Source organism: Arthrobacter sp. BI5 (assembly GCF_056680065.1).
In genome coordinates this window covers 2,579,922-2,595,459 of the sequence record NZ_CM155264.1, presented here as the reverse complement: position 1 = coordinate 2,595,459, position 15,538 = coordinate 2,579,922, and the positions used below count along the sequence as shown (strand labels likewise).

At 67.4% G+C, this 15,538-nt stretch carries 13 protein-coding genes and 2 tRNA genes; 5 read left to right on the top strand and 10 right to left on the bottom strand.

Features of this window, described 5'->3' with window-relative positions; translation table 11 throughout:
* Nucleotides 1-189 precede the first annotated feature (189 nt).
* Nucleotides 190-486, bottom strand: coding sequence for a hypothetical protein (locus AC1MED_RS11895; protein WP_479786753.1), 297 nt, complete (start codon nucleotides 484-486; stop codon nucleotides 190-192).
* Between AC1MED_RS11895 and AC1MED_RS11890 the strand changes: the two genes are divergently transcribed.
* Both AC1MED_RS11890 and AC1MED_RS11885 read left to right on the top strand, forming a co-directional pair.
* A complete protein-coding gene (locus AC1MED_RS11890; protein WP_479786664.1) occupies nucleotides 382-771 on the top strand; it encodes an RNA polymerase sigma factor in 390 nt (129 codons plus the stop codon). The genes AC1MED_RS11895 and AC1MED_RS11890 overlap by 105 nt on opposite strands.
* Nucleotides 768-1,973, top strand: a complete 1,206-nt coding sequence (locus tag AC1MED_RS11885; protein ID WP_479783451.1) for a LysM peptidoglycan-binding domain-containing protein — start codon at nucleotides 768-770, stop codon at nucleotides 1,971-1,973. Before AC1MED_RS11890 ends, AC1MED_RS11885 begins: the two co-directional genes overlap by 4 nt.
* A gap of 55 nt (nucleotides 1,974-2,028) precedes the next feature.
* Here the strand turns inward: AC1MED_RS11885 and AC1MED_RS11880 are convergent, their stop codons facing one another.
* From AC1MED_RS11880 to bcp, 6 genes are all read right to left on the bottom strand, one after another.
* Nucleotides 2,029-5,304 (bottom strand): efflux RND transporter permease subunit, encoded by a 3,276-nt coding sequence (locus AC1MED_RS11880; RefSeq protein ID WP_479783450.1) that lies wholly within the window; start codon nucleotides 5,302-5,304, stop codon nucleotides 2,029-2,031.
* An 81-nt stretch (nucleotides 5,305-5,385) separates the two neighbouring features.
* Nucleotides 5,386-6,888 (bottom strand): malate:quinone oxidoreductase, encoded by a 1,503-nt coding sequence (locus AC1MED_RS11875; protein ID WP_479783449.1) that lies wholly within the window; start codon nucleotides 6,886-6,888, stop codon nucleotides 5,386-5,388.
* A gap of 79 nt (nucleotides 6,889-6,967) precedes the next feature.
* Complete coding sequence (locus tag AC1MED_RS11870; protein WP_479786663.1) at nucleotides 6,968-8,584, bottom strand: ABC transporter substrate-binding protein; 1,617 nt, start codon at nucleotides 8,582-8,584, stop codon at nucleotides 6,968-6,970.
* 305 nt (nucleotides 8,585-8,889) lie between these two features.
* Entirely contained in the window at nucleotides 8,890-9,576 is a 687-nt protein-coding gene (locus tag AC1MED_RS11865; RefSeq protein WP_479783448.1) for a fasciclin domain-containing protein, read from the bottom strand.
* Between the two features lie 289 nt (nucleotides 9,577-9,865).
* A tRNA-Leu gene (locus tag AC1MED_RS11860) sits at nucleotides 9,866-9,947 on the bottom strand.
* Nucleotides 9,948-10,060: 113 nt separating this feature from the next.
* Nucleotides 10,061-10,534: a thioredoxin-dependent thiol peroxidase gene (gene bcp, locus AC1MED_RS11855; protein ID WP_479783447.1), complete on the bottom strand. Its 474-nt coding sequence runs from the start codon at nucleotides 10,532-10,534 to the stop codon at nucleotides 10,061-10,063.
* Nucleotides 10,535-10,628: 94 nt separating this feature from the next.
* Between bcp and AC1MED_RS11850 the strand changes: the two genes are divergently transcribed.
* Together AC1MED_RS11850 and AC1MED_RS11845 are read left to right on the top strand one after the other, a co-directional pair.
* Complete coding sequence (locus AC1MED_RS11850) at nucleotides 10,629-11,102, top strand: MarR family winged helix-turn-helix transcriptional regulator (RefSeq protein ID WP_346960866.1); 474 nt, start codon at nucleotides 10,629-10,631, stop codon at nucleotides 11,100-11,102.
* Nucleotides 11,103-11,511: 409 nt separating this feature from the next.
* Complete coding sequence (locus AC1MED_RS11845; protein WP_346960852.1) at nucleotides 11,512-11,646, top strand: hypothetical protein; 135 nt, start codon at nucleotides 11,512-11,514, stop codon at nucleotides 11,644-11,646.
* Between the two features lie 285 nt (nucleotides 11,647-11,931).
* Here AC1MED_RS11845 and AC1MED_RS11840 read toward each other — a convergent pair.
* The 3 genes from AC1MED_RS11840 to AC1MED_RS11830 all read right to left on the bottom strand — a co-directional run bounded on the left by AC1MED_RS11840 (nucleotide 11,932) and on the right by AC1MED_RS11830 (nucleotide 14,383).
* Nucleotides 11,932-12,007, bottom strand: a tRNA-Lys gene (locus AC1MED_RS11840).
* 118 nt (nucleotides 12,008-12,125) lie between these two features.
* Nucleotides 12,126-13,304, bottom strand: a complete 1,179-nt coding sequence (locus AC1MED_RS11835; RefSeq protein WP_479783446.1) for a PQQ-dependent sugar dehydrogenase — start codon at nucleotides 13,302-13,304, stop codon at nucleotides 12,126-12,128.
* A gap of 2 nt (nucleotides 13,305-13,306) precedes the next feature.
* Nucleotides 13,307-14,383: a sunset domain-containing protein gene (locus AC1MED_RS11830; RefSeq protein WP_479783445.1), complete on the bottom strand. Its 1,077-nt coding sequence runs from the start codon at nucleotides 14,381-14,383 to the stop codon at nucleotides 13,307-13,309.
* 106 nt (nucleotides 14,384-14,489) lie between these two features.
* Here AC1MED_RS11830 and AC1MED_RS11825 point away from each other — a divergent pair, with 106 nt between their 5' ends.
* Nucleotides 14,490-15,458 (top strand): LysR family transcriptional regulator, encoded by a 969-nt coding sequence (locus tag AC1MED_RS11825; RefSeq protein WP_479783444.1) that lies wholly within the window; start codon nucleotides 14,490-14,492, stop codon nucleotides 15,456-15,458.
* Nucleotides 15,459-15,538 lie beyond the last annotated feature (80 nt).

Genomic DNA, 15,538 nt, shown 5'->3' with positions numbered 1-15,538 from the left:
CCCCGTTCGGCGAGCCCGGAAGAAGATTTTGAGGCAACTTTGGTCGAACACTAAAGCTCGTGAGTTCCGCTCCTCAGTAGAGCGCGCCTAGCTTGGAACGCACCCCGGAAGGGGGATCGTCTTGCGGGCCGGGGCGTGGGCATCTGCCGCGGTGCAAGGCGGTCAGTAAGGAACGACGGCGACGTCGTCCTAAGAGTTTTTCAAAATTCTCGTTACAGTTTGTTGGCTGCCGGACATTAACAGGGCATGGGCTTGAAAACAATGGGGGAACGTGTGGATCTGGAGAGGGAACAACGGTTTCTGGCCGCTCACGCGGCGGCCCACGACCGTATCTACCGCTATTTCCGGCGAAGGACGGACGGTGCCGCCACCGCGGAGGACCTGTGCGCTGAGGTTTTCAGAATTCTCTGGGAGAAGTCCGGACATGGCGATGACCTCCCCATAGTTGTCCTTTTCGGCGTCGCCCGGAATGTACTCCGAAACCATGACAGGTCCTTGTCCCGGTCTGCCGCGCTCGTCGGAGCTTTGCGGTTGGAGCGCATCCACGGGGCACCCGCCGAGGAATCCGCCGTCCGGGATGGCATCGACCGCTTGGCCCCGAAGGAGCGGGAGGTGCTACTGCTGACGTACTGGGACGGACTCACCGCCGTCGAGTTGTCCCACCTCCTCGACACATCAGCGGCTGCCGTGCGAATGCGCCTCCACCGGGCACGCAAGGAACTAAGCCGAATACTTCAGCAGCAGACAGTGACAGAAGGAGCGACAGAATGAGCCCGGACAAGACCGCCGCCGACCTGCTTTCAGCCGCCGACCCTGCGCTCACGATCACCGAGGAGGAACTGATCCTCAGCCGCCAGCGGTCGCTGTCGTTCATGAATTCCGACGTCACTCAGATCGCCGTCGGCGGATCCGTTGACGACTTCCACCGCGTGCCGGCCAAACGTCATTGGGGGCGTTTCGCCGCCGCGGGGCTTGCGGTCGCCGCGGTCGCGGCCTGCATAGTCATCGTCTCGAACCCAGGAACACGTCCGGACATCACGGCAGCGGCTCCGACCGCCGCAGAGGCCACCGCGACGGCGACACCGGCCGGCACCGGGACGTCTTCCCTGGCGGGGCCCATTGTCACCGATTCTTTTGGGAACGTGGATTACTACACCACCGTCGCCGGTGAAGCGCCTGCAGCAGTGGCTGCATCCTTCGGCATCTCCGAGGCAAAACTTGCCGAGTTCAATGGCCTCGACCAAGGCGCAGCCCTGCTGGCGGGCACGAAGCTGCGTCTGATCCCCGCCCCGGGTCCGATCGTCGGGGCGAAGGGTGCAGCCGTCGTCGACGCCAGCGGCATCCCCATCAGCTACGTGATTGAACCCAATGACACCCTCGACGGGATCACATACAGGTTCGGGCTCACCGGCGAACAGTTAGCGGAAGCGAACAAGGTCCCGTACGTGTACGAGAAGGGCAACGTCTACTTTGTCCGTGCCGGGAAGCGCATCCAACTGCAGAAAAATCCCGTCGACGGTCGATCCGGTCGAGGCACAAGCGTCAACAATTCATTCGGTCAGACCATCTTCTACACCACCGTCGACGGCGACTCTTTCGACAGCCTCGGCTACAAATTCCGATGCACCACGGAGCAGTTGCTGCAGTACAACCCGTTCCTGATCGCAGACCGGCCTATCCCCGCGGGGACCAGGGTGAGGCTCATGCCCGGAGAGCTCAAGATTGACGGCGCCCAAGGCGCCTTCACCGCCGACGCCGCCGGGATTCCCCAGACCTACACCACAGCACCCGGGGACACCGAACGCCAGATCTCCTTCCGGTTCGGAATATCGGAGCTAGCGAATCTGGATGCGGCGAACCGCCCGCTCACCGGCACCGACCGCGTCTGGTTCACCTTCGCCGACCTGCCCGCCGGGGAGTTGGCCCCGGGCCAGACCATCAGCCTCGACCTGACCAAACCCATCCATAAGTAGAAACCGGGGAAGCTGCCCAACGGCTGTACCCCGGAGTGATCAGCGGGGGAGAGGGTCAGTGCCGGAGGGCGGGCGCCTCGTCCGGTTCGTCGTCGCGCTCGTCATCGTCCCTGCTGCCTGTCGCCGGGCGGGCATCGCCGGCGCGGCCCGGGGTCCCGGCCCCGGCGCCGGACCCCGCGGCCTCCGACGGCGCGGGCTGGGCCCGGCGGCCGTGGGCGGCCCTGCCGCCGTTGGCCTTCTGCAGGGCCTTGCGTTCGCGCCGGCCCTCCACCAGCCGGTACAGCACCGGCACCAGGATCAACGTCAGGAGGGTCGAGGAAATCAGGCCGCCAATCACCACGATGGCCAGCGGCTGCGAGATGAAACCGCCGCCGCCGGTCAGGCCCAGCGCCATCGGGGTCAGCGCGAACACGGTGGCCAGCGCGGTCATCAGGATCGGCCGGAGCCGCTGCCGGGCGCCGTGCGTGATGGCGTCCGCCACGCTCATGCCGGGTTCGCCGTTGCGGGGCTGCCGGTACTGGTTGATCAGGTCGATCAGCACAATCGCGTTGGTCACCACAATGCCCACCAGCATCAGCATGCCGATCAGCGACGGCAGCCCTAGCGGGACGCCGGTCACGAGCAGCAGCGCGATCGCGCCGGTGGCGGCGAAGGGGATCGAGACCAGCAGGATCAGCGGCTGCACGAGCGACTTGAAGGCGGCCACCATGATCACGTAGACAATGGCGATCGCGGCCAGCAGTGCCAGTCCCAGCTGGCCAAAGGACTCGGCCTGCTGCGTGGTGGCGCCGCCAATCTCCGCGGTGACGCCCGGCGGCAGCTGGACGGACTTGAGCCGGGCCTGCACCTCGGTGCTCACCGCGCCGAGGTTGCCGCCCGACGGCGTGACGGACACGCGCGCGGTCCGCTGGCCGTTGCTGGCCGTAATCGAGACCGGGACGTCGACCTGTTCCACGGAGGCGATCGAGGACAGCGGAACCGGGCCCCGCGCCGTCGGCAGCGGGAGGTCCCGGACAGCGCCGATGCTGGTAAAGCGGGTGCCCTCGCCGATCCGGACCGGGTAGTCGTTGGTGCCGATCCGGACGGTGCCGGCCGGGACCGGGCTGATCGTGGCGGCCAGCACGCCGGCGACCTGCTGCTCGTTCAGGCCGGCCGCGACGGCCTTGGCGCGGTCCACCTTGACCTGGACCACGGGCTGGCTCGCGGCCAGGTTGGTGCTGACCTCGGAGGAGCCGGGGACGCCGTCCATCGCCTTGACCATGGCATCGCTGGCGGTCTTGAGGTCCGCGGAACTGGCGGCCTTGAGCGTGATGTCAACCGTCGACGTCGTACCGAATCCGCCCTGCTGGGAGCCGACGGTGATCTTGCCGGCGCCGGAGATCTTGGCGAGCTCACTGCGGACGGTGTCCTGCAGTTGGCCCTGTTTGGCGGACTCGTCAGTGACGACGGTGAAGCTGGAATTCGCCGCCCCGGTGGACTGCAGCGCGGAGAAACCGGACTGGGCGTTGCCGGTGGTGACCTGCACGTCCTTGATCCCGTCGATGCCGCGCAGCACCTTCTCGACCTTGACGGCGGCGGCGCTGCCCTCGGACAGGCTGGTGCCGGCGGGCAGGGCCTGCTTTACGGTCATGCTGTTTTCGCCGGAGCGGCCCAGCAGGTCGGTGGCGAGCAGCGGGGACATCGCCACCGTGCCGCCCAGGACCAGGACGGCCGCGACCAAGGTGATGACGGGATGCCGCTGGGTCTTGGTCAGGACCGGGAGGTAGCCGCGCTGCAGGAAGCTGCGCTGCTCGGCCTCGTGGGCTTTGGCGGCGGTCTCGCGGGCGGAGGCCTCGGAGACGGCGGTGCCCGCCTTGTCCGCAGGGGTCCGCAGGAACCAGTACGCCAGCACCGGGACGATGGTCAGCGAGACCAGCAGCGAGGACACCAGAGCGATCGTGACGGTGAGCGCGAAGGGCCGGAACAGTTCCCCGGCGAGTCCGGCCACGAAGGCGATCGGCAGGAAGACCGCCACGGTGGTGAGCGTGGACGCGGTGATCGCGCCGGCAACTTCGCGGATGGAGGTGAGGATGGCGGTAATCTTCTGCTCGCCGTAGCTCAGGTGCCGCTTGATGTTCTCGATCACCACGATCGAGTCGTCCACCACCCGGCCGATCGCGATGGTCAGCGCGCCAAGGGTCAGGATGTTCAGCGAATACCCGGTCGCCGAGAGCCCGATGAAGGTGATCAGCAGGGACAGCGGGATGGAGACGGCCGTGACCAGCGTGGAGCGCACCGAGAGCAGGAACAGCAGGATGACGGCGACGGCGAAGCCCAGGCCCAGGAGCCCCTCGGTGGTGAGGTCCTTGATGGACTTCTCGATGAAGGGAGCCTGGTCGAAGACGGGGGTGAACTTGGCGTTGGACCCCAGCTCGGCCTCAAGCTGCGGGATGGTGTCCTTCACCGCATGGGAGATGCCCACCGTGTCACCCTCGGGCTTCTTGGTGACCGAGACGGCGAGGGTTTCCTTGCCGTTGGTGCGGGTGATCGAGGTGCGGGCGTCCTCGGTGATGCTCACGTCCGCCACACTGCCGATCGTCGCGGCGCTGCGGGCGCCGCCCAGCGGCAGGGATTTGACCGCTTCGAGGGAGTCCACCGGGCTGCCGACCTGCAGCGAGAGCGTCTTGCCCTGCTCCTCGATACTGCCGGCCGGAACCAGGCTGCCGTTGTTCTTCAGCGCCTCGGATATGGACGCGATGGTGACGCCGGAGGCGGCCATGGCCGCCGGCCGCGGCATGATCTTGATGTGCTGGGTGGCACCGCCGGTCACCTCGGCGCCGCGCACGCCGTCGAGCTTCTGCAGCCGGGGCACGCTCAGGCGGGCCAGGTCCGTGTTGAGTTCGCTCAACGGCTTGTCGGAGGAGACCGCGAGGTAGACGATCGGGAAGTCGCTGATGCTGCCGGCGATCGCCTGCGGCTGGACGTCCTTGGGCAGTGCCTGCTTGGCGTTGGAGATGGCGCGGTCGATCTGGTTCCGGGCGCGGTCCAGGTTGGAGCCGTAGGTGAAGGCCAGGGTGATCTGCGAGACGCCGTTGCGCGACGTCGACGTCGTCGACTCCAGCCCCTCGACGCCGTTCAGCGCCGTCTCCAGCGGCCCGCTGACCTGCTTGTCCACCACTTCCGGCGAGGCCCCGGGCATCGAGGTGATGACCGTGATCTGCGGGAACTCGATGGACGGGATGAGCTCCTGCTTAAGCGAGGTCATCGTGATCACCCCGAAGACCGACGCGAAGACGGTGATCAGCGCGATCAGCGCCCGGTTTGCTAGCGAGAGCTGGGCCAGCCGAAACATCTTATGGTCTCCTGGTGGGTCTACGGGCAGGCGTCAACGCATGACGTCAAGGGGTACAACGTGCCGCAACCCGGAAGGGTTTCAGCGGGTGGCGCTGACCGGCTCCAGCTGCAGTGCCGCGGCCGTCTCGGCCTCGAGCTTGGCGGCGAGGTCCGGGTTCTCGTTGAGCTTGACGCCGTAGCCGGGCATCATCTCCTTGAGCTTGGCCTGCCAGCCCTTGAAGTTCTTCGGGAAGGACTTCTGGAGCAGCTCGATCATGATCGGCACGGCGGTGGAGGCGCCCGGGGAAGCGCCGAGCAGGGCGCCGATGGTGCCGTCGCGTCCGGCGATGACCTCGGTGCCGAACTGCAGCACGCCGCCCTTCTTCGGATCCTTCTTGATGATCTGGACCCGCTGGCCGGCCGTGATGAGTTCCCAGTCGCCGTCCTTGGCCTCCGGGTAGTACTCCCGCAGGGCCTCGACCTTGGCGCCGTGCCGCTTGGCGACTTCCTTGACCAGGTAGGCGGTCAGATCCATGTTGTCCTTGGCCACGGCCAGCATCGGGATGATGTTGGAGGGGCGGATGGACAGCGGCAGGTCCAGGTAGGAGCCGTTCTTCAGGAAGTTCGTGGAGAAGCCGGCGTACGGGCCGAACAGCAGGGAGCGCTTGCCGTTGACGAATCGGGTGTCCAGGTGCGGGACGGACATGGGCGGGGCGCCCACGGAGGCCTGGCCGTAGACCTTGGCGCTGTGCTGGGCGGCGAGGGTCTCGTCCGTGCAGCGGAAGAACTGGCCGGAGACCGGGAAGCCGCCGAAGCCCTTGCTTTCCGGGATGCCGGAAGCCTGCAGCAGGTGCAGGGCGCCGCCGCCGGCGCCGACAAAGACGAACTTTGCGTGGATGGAGCCGTGCTCACCGGAACGCGGGTGCTTGAGCGCAAGGTCCCAGCCGCCGTCGGAGGCCCGGCTGATACCTGTGACGTCGTGGCCGTAGTTGATCTCCACGCCGTTGTTGCCGAGATAGCCGGTCAGCTCCCGGGTCAGGGCACCGAAGTCGACGTCGGTGCCCTCCGCGGCGCGGGTGGCGGCGATGTGCTGCTTCGGGTCGCGGCCCTTGACGATCAGCGGCGCCCACTTGGCAATCTGGGCGTGCTCCTCGGAGTACTCCATGGAGCGGAACAGCGGGTTCGGCTTGAGCGCCTCGTAGCGGGTGCGCAGGAACTTGGCATTGGCGTCGCCGACCACGAAACTCATGTGCGGCACGGTGTTGATGAAGCCTTTGGGGGAGCCGATCAGGGAGTTGGTGACCAGGTGGGACCAGAACTGGCGGGAGAGCTGGAACTGCTCGTTGATCTGCAGGGCCTTCGAGGGGTCCACCGAGCCGTCCTTGGCCGCGGGGGAGTAGTTAAGTTCACACAGGGCGGCGTGGCCGGTGCCGGCGTTGTTCCACGGGTCGGAGCTTTCCAGCCCCGGCTGGTCCAGCCGCTCGAACAGGGAGATGGTCCAGTTCGGCTCCAGCTGCTTGAGGAAAGCGCCCAGCGTGGCGCTCATGATGCCGCCGCCAATCAGGACGACGTCGGCATGTTGGGTCTTGGAAATGAAAGTCACAATCAGTCTCCGATAGCAGCGGCTCTGGCTGTCACAGAATATCCCCGCACGGCCCACTAACTGAAATTGGGCCCTGCCGTCAAGGCTTTAACTCGACGTTGGTGAAAACTTCGTTCAGGACCGGCGACGCCGGGTACTTCAGGACCCGGTCGGACAGCGCCAGCGCCGAGATCGGGAACGCAATCGGCACCGCAGGCACCGTCGCGGCGATCTGGGCGTTGATGGTCTGGTACTGCTCGGTCCGCTCCTTGCCGTCCGGCAGGCCGCGGGCGCGGGAAATCTTGGAGAACACCTGCGGATCCTGGTAGTCGAACTCGCCGGTGTTCTCACCGAACAGCGGGCCCACGAAGTTGTCCGGATCCGCGTAGGAACCGTTCCAGCCGAGCAGGTGCAGGGCGTGGTCCCCGGGGGAGGTGACCTTCTGGAGGTAGCCGTCGGACCATTCGACCGGAACAGGCTTGATGTTGAGCCCGACGGCGGTGAGCTGCCGGCTGATCTCGGCGTAGACCTTCTCCGGGGTCGGAAGGTAGGGGCGTGCGACGTTGAGCGGGTAGTAGAACTTCAGTTCCTCGCCCTTGTAGCCGGCGTCGGCGAGCAGTTCCTTGGCCTTGTTCTGGTCGTACCCCAGCGAGGGTGCGTTGTTGTTGAAGCCGCTCAGCTTCGGCGGAACGAACTGGGAGGCCGCCGCGGTGTTGTCAATGAAGAACTTCCGGATCAGGGTGTCCTTGTCCAGGGCCATTTCGATCGCCTGGCGGACCTTGAGGTTCCGCAGCACCGGAACCTGCTGGTTCATGCCCAGGTACATGACGGAGAACGGGTCGCGCTGGATGATCTGCTTGCCGCGCTTGACCAGCTGGTCGAAGTTTCCCACGGTCACCGAATCGTAGGCGTCGATCTTGCCGTCCAGCAGCGCCTGCATCCGGGTCTGCGGGTGGTCGTAGCTGACGAAGTGGACGGTGCCGATCTGGCCTTTGTCGCCCCAGTAGCCCTTGTTGCTGTCCAGGGTGACGGTGTTGTTGTCCCAGGAGCTGAAAACGAACGGTCCGGTCCCCACCGGGTGCAGGGCGTAGGCGGAGACCGGCTGGCCCTCGCGGCTCTGGTTGAGCACGTCGGCGGAGTGCGCGGCCATGGCCTTCGGCGAGGAGATCGCAAAGGCGGGCAGGGTGAGCGCCTGCAGGAAGCCGGTGAATGGCTGGGTGAGGTCGATCCGGACGCTGTCCGCCGACAGCGCGGTGCAGCCCTTGTAGATGGACAGCGACGCCTGGTCCGCGTGCGCCATAAAGACGCCCTTGAACGTGGTGCCGGGCGCCTGCTTCCGCAGGGCCGGGGAGAAGTTGAACCAGCGCTTGAAGTTGGTGCACACGGCCGCCGCGTTGAAGGCTGTGCCGTCCTGGAACGTCACCTTCTCCCGGAGCTTGAAGGTGTAGGCGCGGCCGTCGCCGCTGGTGGTCCACTCCGTGGCCAGCAGCGGGGTGGGCTTGCCGCTGGTCTGGTCGACGCCGACCAGGCCCTCGAGGATCTGGCGGGTGATGCGGTACGAGTCGACGTCGGACACGAGGGCCGGATCCAAACCGAGCGGGCGCGAGGCGGTGCCAAAGGTAAAGGTGGCGGTGGGGGCGGCGGCCGAAGCGCTGGCAGAGGACGACGGCGGCGGCGTCGGGCCCGATGTTCCGGTGCACGACGCCAGCGGCAACATGAGCAGGACCGCGCCCAAACCGGCAGCGACGCGGCGCAACCGCCTGCGGGGTCCGGTACTGGTGGGCAGGGTACTGCTGGGCACTGTAGGAATCACCTCTGGGGTACGGGAAGGCCGCCGGCTGCGGAACAGCCCCAGTCTAGTTGACCGGTGCGGCGGATTCCCGTCAGGGCCACCGCCCCGGTGGGCCGGCATAGCTGGCCCAGCAACAGGCGAAGGCCCGCACCATCCGGTGCGGGCCTTCGTTTCTCCAGGTGGATCCAGGGAGTCAGGCTGGATCCGGGTCAGGAGGGCTTGGGTGTTGCCTACTTCGGCATCAGGACCGAGTCGACCATGTAGACCGTGGCGTTGGCAGTCTTGACGCCGCCGCAGACCACGTTGGCGCCGTCAACCTTCAGCGCATCCTTGCTGCCGGTGACAGTCACGGAACCGCCCTGGACGGTCTTGTGGGTGCCCACGATCTCGGCCGGGCTGATCTTGCCCGGGACTACGTGGTAGGTCAGGATCTTGCTCAGCAGGGCATCGTCCGTCTTGAGCTTGTCGATGGTGGCGGCGTCGATCTTCTTGAACGCGTCATCCGTCGGAGCGAAGACAGTGAATTCGCTGCCGTTCAGGGTGTCCACCAGGTTGACCTTGGGGTTGAGCTTGCCGGAAACGGCGGCGGTCAGGGTGGTCAGGATCGGGTTGTTGGAGGCGGCGGTGGCCACCGGGTCCAGGGCCATGCCGGAGACCGAACCCTTGCCGTCGGGAACCTGGGCGGCGTAAGCGGCGCAGCCGGAGCCGACGAGGTCAGCGGCCGGATCCATCGCCGCGGCGGAGGAGCTCATGGACGGCGACGGCGCCATGCTGGATTCCATGGCGGAGCCCGACGGCGAGGAAGCCGGGGCCGAGGAAGCGGATCCCGTGCTGGAACCGCCACAGGCAGTGAGGCTGAGCATGGCTGCGGCAGCGATACCTGCAACGGCGAAAGTCGTGCGCTTGATGGTCTGCATTTCGATTCTCCTTTGTTGTGCCGATTTCATTGCCTGCAGCGAACATCTTTGCCGCTGTGGCTTTTCTCCGACTGGTGGGCACCGACCCTTGGTTGGTGTCTCAATGGGTATTCGGGCGCTCAGCGGAAAGGGATGGGTGGGGAATCAAAATTCTTTTCCGGAGGGCCGTCCGGGCAGCAGATGTTGCCCTCTTTCAGCCCGTAGTTCCGGGGTTTGATGACCGGAGGGGTGAGGCCGGCTCGGCGGTTAAACGCCAAGACCCCGGTCCGAGGACCGGGGTCTTGTTCAGTGCGCAAGGGGGGACTTGAACCCCCACGCCCGAAGGCACAGGAACCTAAATCCTGCGTGTCTGCCAATTTCACCACTCGCGCGCGGCGCCGTCGTCCGCGGGGCCCGTGAAGGCCCTCGACGGCGGATGCCAGGAACCAGTCTACATTTCGGTTCCGCGGTCCGCCGCCGGGCCGGCCGGACGGGCGGGTGCTGGCTAGACCTCGAGCTTGAGGTCGCGCAGCAGCTTGGCGACATGGCCGGTGGCGCGTACGTTGTACTGCGCCAGGGCGACTTTGCCGTCGGGGCCGACCACCACGGTGGAACGAATGAGCCCGTCGTAGGTGCGGCCGTAGTTTTTCTTTTCACCCCACGCCGCGTAGGCCTCGGCCACCGCATGATCCGGATCGGAGAGCAGCGGGAAGCTGAGCCGTTCAGCCGCCGCGAAGTCGGCGAGCTTTTCGACCGGGTCGGGGGAGATGCCGACGACGTCGTAGCCTGCCCGTTGCAGGGCTGCAAGCGAGTCGCGGAAGTCGCAGGCCTGCTTGGTGCATCCAGGAGTGGCCGCCGCGGGGTAGAAGTAGACCACGGTGTTCCGGCCGTGGAAGTCCCGCAGGCTGACCTCGCGTCCTGTTGAGTCCAACAGCTGGAAGTCCGGTGCGTCGTCTCCGGGAACGAGTCGTTCGGGCATTATTCCTCCTTGACAAATGTGCGAAATTCCAGCCTAGTGAGCGCAGGAGCGGCCGACGAATCCGACAATCGTTATACTCTTGGGTATGCCTGATATGGATCGCTGGCCCACGGGCCGCCTATTGTCAACGGCAGCACGCCTTGTGGAACACTCCTGGAACGAGAAGCTGGGGGCCATTGGCCTTACCCATGCCGGGGTCATTGCCATGGAAGTGCTCTCCGCCAACGGACCCATGACGCAAGCGCAATTGGCGCAGCTGGTCCGCGTCCAAGCCCAGACCATGGGTAAGACGCTGAGCCGGCTCGAGGCGCATGGCCACATCTCCCGTGAGCGCAGCGCCTCTGACCGCCGGAGCCACGTCGTGACCCTGACCGATCGCGGCCGCGATGCCGTCGTCGCGGCCGCAGACATGGAGCGCTCGGTCCTTGCTGCTGCCTCGATCGACCCCGACTCGCTCCGGCACGAGCTGCAGTCCGTGGTCCGGGAGCTGGCAAACCGGATGTCCACCACGGAGGCGAAAGCCATTGTCACCGCCGTGGAACCGGGCGTATCCGCCGACGCCAACTAGGCTGCCGGCGCCCGTCAGCGTCAATTAGCTTGCGCTACCTGGGCCTGTACCGGACCCGGCGGTTGCCGCTACGTACCGGGACCCGCCCGTTGGGGCCCGGGAAACGAGTACACGCTACTGGGGTCAAGCCTGCCCCGCTGGGCGAGCATGGGGCCATGACTAGGTACGTCCTCGAACCCAGGTCCTTGGAGCATCATTGCCAGTGCTGCGGCGAATCTGCCGTAGCCGTCTTCTGTGAAGACTGCGACCCCCACACGGAATCACCGGCGGAACGCTAGGGGCAATTACCCGGGCTGTGCCCGAAACCCTGCCAGCCCCCTATCCCGGGCGTCTGGTACGGCTTCTCCGTGACGCGGCGCGGCCCGTGTCCATCACCGGGCCGCGCGCAGGCCGGACATAGGATCAAAGCATGGAAGCGCACCTGACCGCGGAGCTCGAAGGGCAGACCTCGATCAACGAACTGCTCGACGAGCCGGTCGGCGCATCCCCGATCCAGCTCGCGCTGCCGATCCACTTCCACTTCGCGTCGGCCGAGCGCAGGTAGTGCCGGCTGAACCCCACTAGCCTGCTGCGGGACACTTGCAGCCCGCGCCCGACGTTCCCGCCCAGTTGTTCACCGTCGCGGCCCCGCGGGCAGCCCAGCGGCCCGCGGATTGCTGCAAAGTTGCGTGGGATCCCTGCGGATGAACTGGGCAGGAGCGCCGGCGGACCGGGGCGCGCGAAGCTGAAACGCGGTACCCAGGCAGTCCGCGGCACGGTGAACGGCTTGGGGCAAAAAAGAAAACCCCGTCCGGCAAGCTTTTCAGCCTGCCGGACGGGGTTTCTTCGGTGGTGCACCCCCCGGGACTCGAACCCGGAACCCATTGATTAAGAGTCAATTGCTCTGCCAGTTGAGCTAGAGGTGCAGCTGTTGTTTTCGTTCCCCGCGGGCTTTTTATTTCCCGCGGTGTTCTCCGCAACGACATGAAACTCTACACGAGTTTTGGTGCAGTGTGAAATCGGGCTGCAGGCGGTGCCTGCCGGCTAGTGGGGGACCTCCAAAACCAGCACGAAATCAGGGTTTTGGCCGTTGCTCAGGGCCCAGAGCCGCCCGTCCGGAGCCAGTGCAACGTCGCGGATCCGGCCGTACTCGCGTGTGAAATAGGCCACAGGGTCGCCCGCGAACTCCCCACGCAGCGGAACCTTCCAGATCCGTTCGCCGCGGAGCGCGCCCATGTAGGCCGTGTCGCCGATGATTTCGAGCCCGCTGGGCGAGGAGTCCGCCGTCGAAGGCCACACCACCTTGGCGTCGCGGAACCCCGTGCGGTGCGGGGCGCCGGTCACCTCCGGCCAGCCGTAGTTGCCGCCGGGCACAATCAGGTTCAGTTCATCGTTGACGTCCGGGCCGAATTCGCTGGCCCATAGCCGTCCGGCGCTGTCCCAGTCGAGCCCCTGGACGTTGCGGTGCCCCAGGCTGAACACGGGGTTATCGCCGAATGGATTGCCGGGTGCAGGCTTCCCCCCGGGGGTCAGGCGGAGGATCTTGCCGCCCAGGGCGTTGCGGTCCTGGGGATCGCCGCTGCGCCTGGCATCGCCGGTTCCGACGTACAGATAGCCGTCCGGTCCGAACCGGATGCGGCCCCCGTTGTGCGTTCCCGCCTTGGGGATCCCGGAAAAGACCAACTCGGGAGCGTCGAGGTCCGGGCGGCCGTCGGCGCCGAGCCGGAAGCGGGCGATCCGGTTGTCCGATTCGGCGGTGAAGTAGGCGTAGAGATACCGGACCGTCCCGGCGTCGGGGGACAGGGCCAGCCCCAGCAGGCCGCCTTCGCCGCCGGGGACGACGCCGGGCACCTTGCCCATTGTGGCGGCGGGGCCGTTTCCGCCCGGCGGCAATGACTTCAGCAGTGCGCTGTCCCGCTCCGAAATGAGGGCAGTGCCATCCGGCAGGAACACCGTTGACCAGGGCAGCGTCAGCCCCGCATTGATCCGGGCGGCGACCCGCGGCGGTCCCGGAGCGGACGGGCTACTGCCGACTGTGCTGCCTGCCGGGCTGGTGGCGGCCCCGCCGGTCGCCCCCGGAGCGGACTGGCTGCCGGCGGTGCCGCCGGACGGGCTGCCGGACGGCGGGGGAGCGGCCGGGGTGCCGGTGCAGCCTGCCGCCGCCAGGGACACCAACGCCACCGCCGCCGCCAGGACGGAGCGCCGTGACGGCCACGGGGACATGGCTAGAGCCGTGAACGGCGCGGCGGCCGGAAACCCGCCGCTTCGGCGTGGGCCGCGGAAAGGAACCAGACCTCGGCACGGGTTTCCTCGTACGAGGGGCTGGTCTCGTCGTGGTAGATCATCGACGAGGCGTTCCCCTTGACGGTGAATCCCTCCGGGCCGCTGCCGTCCGGGGCCGGCGCCGCAGACCCCTCACCGTACGGCTGCTCCACGGCCAGGTGCCCGGCGGGTGCCGCAGCGTGTTCGGCGGGTGCCGCGGCGTGGCTGGCCGCGCCCTCGGTGAGGGCTGCCGAGGAGGCCGCCTGCGCCGTTTCGATGTCGGCGGCCTCGGCGGCCGCGGATTCCGCGCCGGGAAGGGTGGGGGCGTGCGGCTCGGTGTATTCGGCGTGGTGTACGCGGGGAGTCTCGGCCGGTTGCTGCTCTGGTGCGGCTGCGGCTGCGGCTGCCGTGGCACCCGCTCCGCCCGCTCCGGCGGCGGGGCTTTCCGCGGTCCCGGACGCCTCGCCATGGGCATGGTGGTCGTGGGCTACATGTGCGCCGTGGGCGCCATGGGAAAGGTCGTGGTGCGAGGCGTGCTCCTCGGCAGGCGGTGTCTCCGACCACTGGGTTTCCCACTCGGCACCGCCGTCGGCTGCCCCCGCGGGGGCGGAACCGGCAGCGGCGCCCCCGACCTCGGTAACCCCTGCAGGCGCGCCCCCGACGTCGGCGCCGCCGACGTCGGTGCGGTCGGCGTCGGCGGCCTCTGCAGCTCTGCCCTCTGCATCGGCGGCGTGGGCCGGCGGGCTCGCGGCCGCGGCGTCGTCGTCGGCGGTGGTAGGCGGCACCGGCTCGGCGTTGCCGAATCCGGCGGCGGACGGCATCCCCGTGGTGGCGGCAGCGGCGGCCGATGCGGCGGCGGTCCCGCCGGACAGGGCGCCGTCGTGGCTTTCCCGGTTGTCCGGAGCGTGGCGGGAGGCGTCGGTTCCGGCCCCCGTGGATGGCGAGGTCCCAGCGCCACTGCGGGCATTGTTGCGGTTCAGCAGCCACCAAACGACGCCGACAATCACCACGATGACGATGAGCCAGATAATCCAATCCATAGCCGAATCCTTCTGTCCAGGCGGCAGGGTTGCCGTTGCTTGACGTTACGTCCGGCCCGACGCGGCTGTCCAGCGTTCCCGCCGCCGCCCCGTGTAGCCTCGCTGGATGGATTTCAAGCGACTGCGGATTCTCCGCGAGCTGGCCGACCGCGGCACCGTGGGCGCTACGGCGGAGGCGATGCGGGTGACACCGTCGGCCGTCTCGCAGCAGCTCAAGACCCTGCAGGACGAACTCGGCGTGGTCCTGGTCGAGAAGTCGGGCAGGGGAGTGCGGCTGACCGAAGCGGGGCTGGCCATGGCCGGTGCGGCGGCGGAGGTGTCCACCGCGATGGCCCGCGCCGAGGCCACCATCGACACCTACCGGCTCGGCTGGCAGACCCGGATCAAGGCGGCCTTCTTTCCGAGTGCCGCGGAGATGTTCCTGCCGGGACTGCTGCACCGGGTGAAGGAGATCGACGGCCTCCGGTTCGAGGCGCACTTCGAGGATCCCGGGGTCGCCGGGTTCGCCGCCCTGGCCGCGGACTATGACATTGTGCTGGCCCACAGCGTCGACGGGCCCGAAGTCTTCGCCCGCCAGGGACTTCAGGTGATTCCGCTCCTGGACGAACCGCTGGACGTGGCCGTGCCGGCCCGCCATGCGCTGGCCGGCAAGGCGACGCTCAGCGCCCAGGACGTCGTCGGATTCCCCTGGATGGGGGTGCCCGACGGTTTCCCTTTCGACACCGTGCTGCGCCAGATTGAGATGCAGGCTGATTCCCCGGCACTGCGGGCGCAGCTCTTCCCGGACCTGCGAGTGCTGGAAGCCCTGGTCAGCGCCGGCCACGGGCTCAGCCTGCTGCCGCGCTACACCGCCCTGAAAAACCAAGGGAAAGGGTTCGTGCTGCGCCCGCTCACCGGCGTCAAAGCCAGCCGCAGCATCGTGGCGCTCGCCCGGCCCGAGGTCGCGGCCCGGACCACCATCCAGCGGGTGCTCTCGATGCTCAAAACGGAGGCCCAGGCAGTGGCCGAGGCGCCGGAACTGCGTGAGGCGGCTCACGGAAATGCAGTTCAAGCCGGCTACATGTCCAAAGAATGAGACGAATGTCCACTATTTGGGCGAAATATTCCCGGTTTTAGGCTTAATGAGCCTGTCCGGCTCGTTGCTGCCGACGGCGG

Excerpts from the sequence above, each read along its gene's own strand:
- AC1MED_RS11895 (WP_479786753.1), bottom strand. The coding sequence starts at position 486 with ATGGTTTCGGAGTACATTCCGGGCGACGCCGAAAAGGACAACTATGGG.
- AC1MED_RS11885 (WP_479783451.1), top strand. The coding sequence starts at position 768 with ATGAGCCCGGACAAGACCGCCGCCGACCTGCTTTCAGCCGCCGACCCT.
- AC1MED_RS11880 (WP_479783450.1), bottom strand. The coding sequence starts at position 5,304 with ATGTTTCGGCTGGCCCAGCTCTCGCTAGCAAACCGGGCGCTGATCGCG.
- AC1MED_RS11870 (WP_479786663.1), bottom strand. The coding sequence starts at position 8,584 with ATGTTGCCGCTGGCGTCGTGCACCGGAACATCGGGCCCGACGCCGCCG.
- AC1MED_RS11865 (WP_479783448.1), bottom strand. The coding sequence starts at position 9,576 with ATGCAGACCATCAAGCGCACGACTTTCGCCGTTGCAGGTATCGCTGCC.
- bcp (WP_479783447.1), bottom strand. The coding sequence starts at position 10,534 with ATGCCCGAACGACTCGTTCCCGGAGACGACGCACCGGACTTCCAGCTG.
- AC1MED_RS11850 (WP_346960866.1), top strand. The coding sequence starts at position 10,629 with ATGGATCGCTGGCCCACGGGCCGCCTATTGTCAACGGCAGCACGCCTT.
- AC1MED_RS11845 (WP_346960852.1), top strand. The coding sequence starts at position 11,512 with ATGGAAGCGCACCTGACCGCGGAGCTCGAAGGGCAGACCTCGATCAAC.
- AC1MED_RS11835 (WP_479783446.1), bottom strand. The coding sequence starts at position 13,304 with ATGTCCCCGTGGCCGTCACGGCGCTCCGTCCTGGCGGCGGCGGTGGCG.
- AC1MED_RS11830 (WP_479783445.1), bottom strand. The coding sequence starts at position 14,383 with ATGGATTGGATTATCTGGCTCATCGTCATCGTGGTGATTGTCGGCGTC.
- AC1MED_RS11825 (WP_479783444.1), top strand. The coding sequence starts at position 14,490 with ATGGATTTCAAGCGACTGCGGATTCTCCGCGAGCTGGCCGACCGCGGC.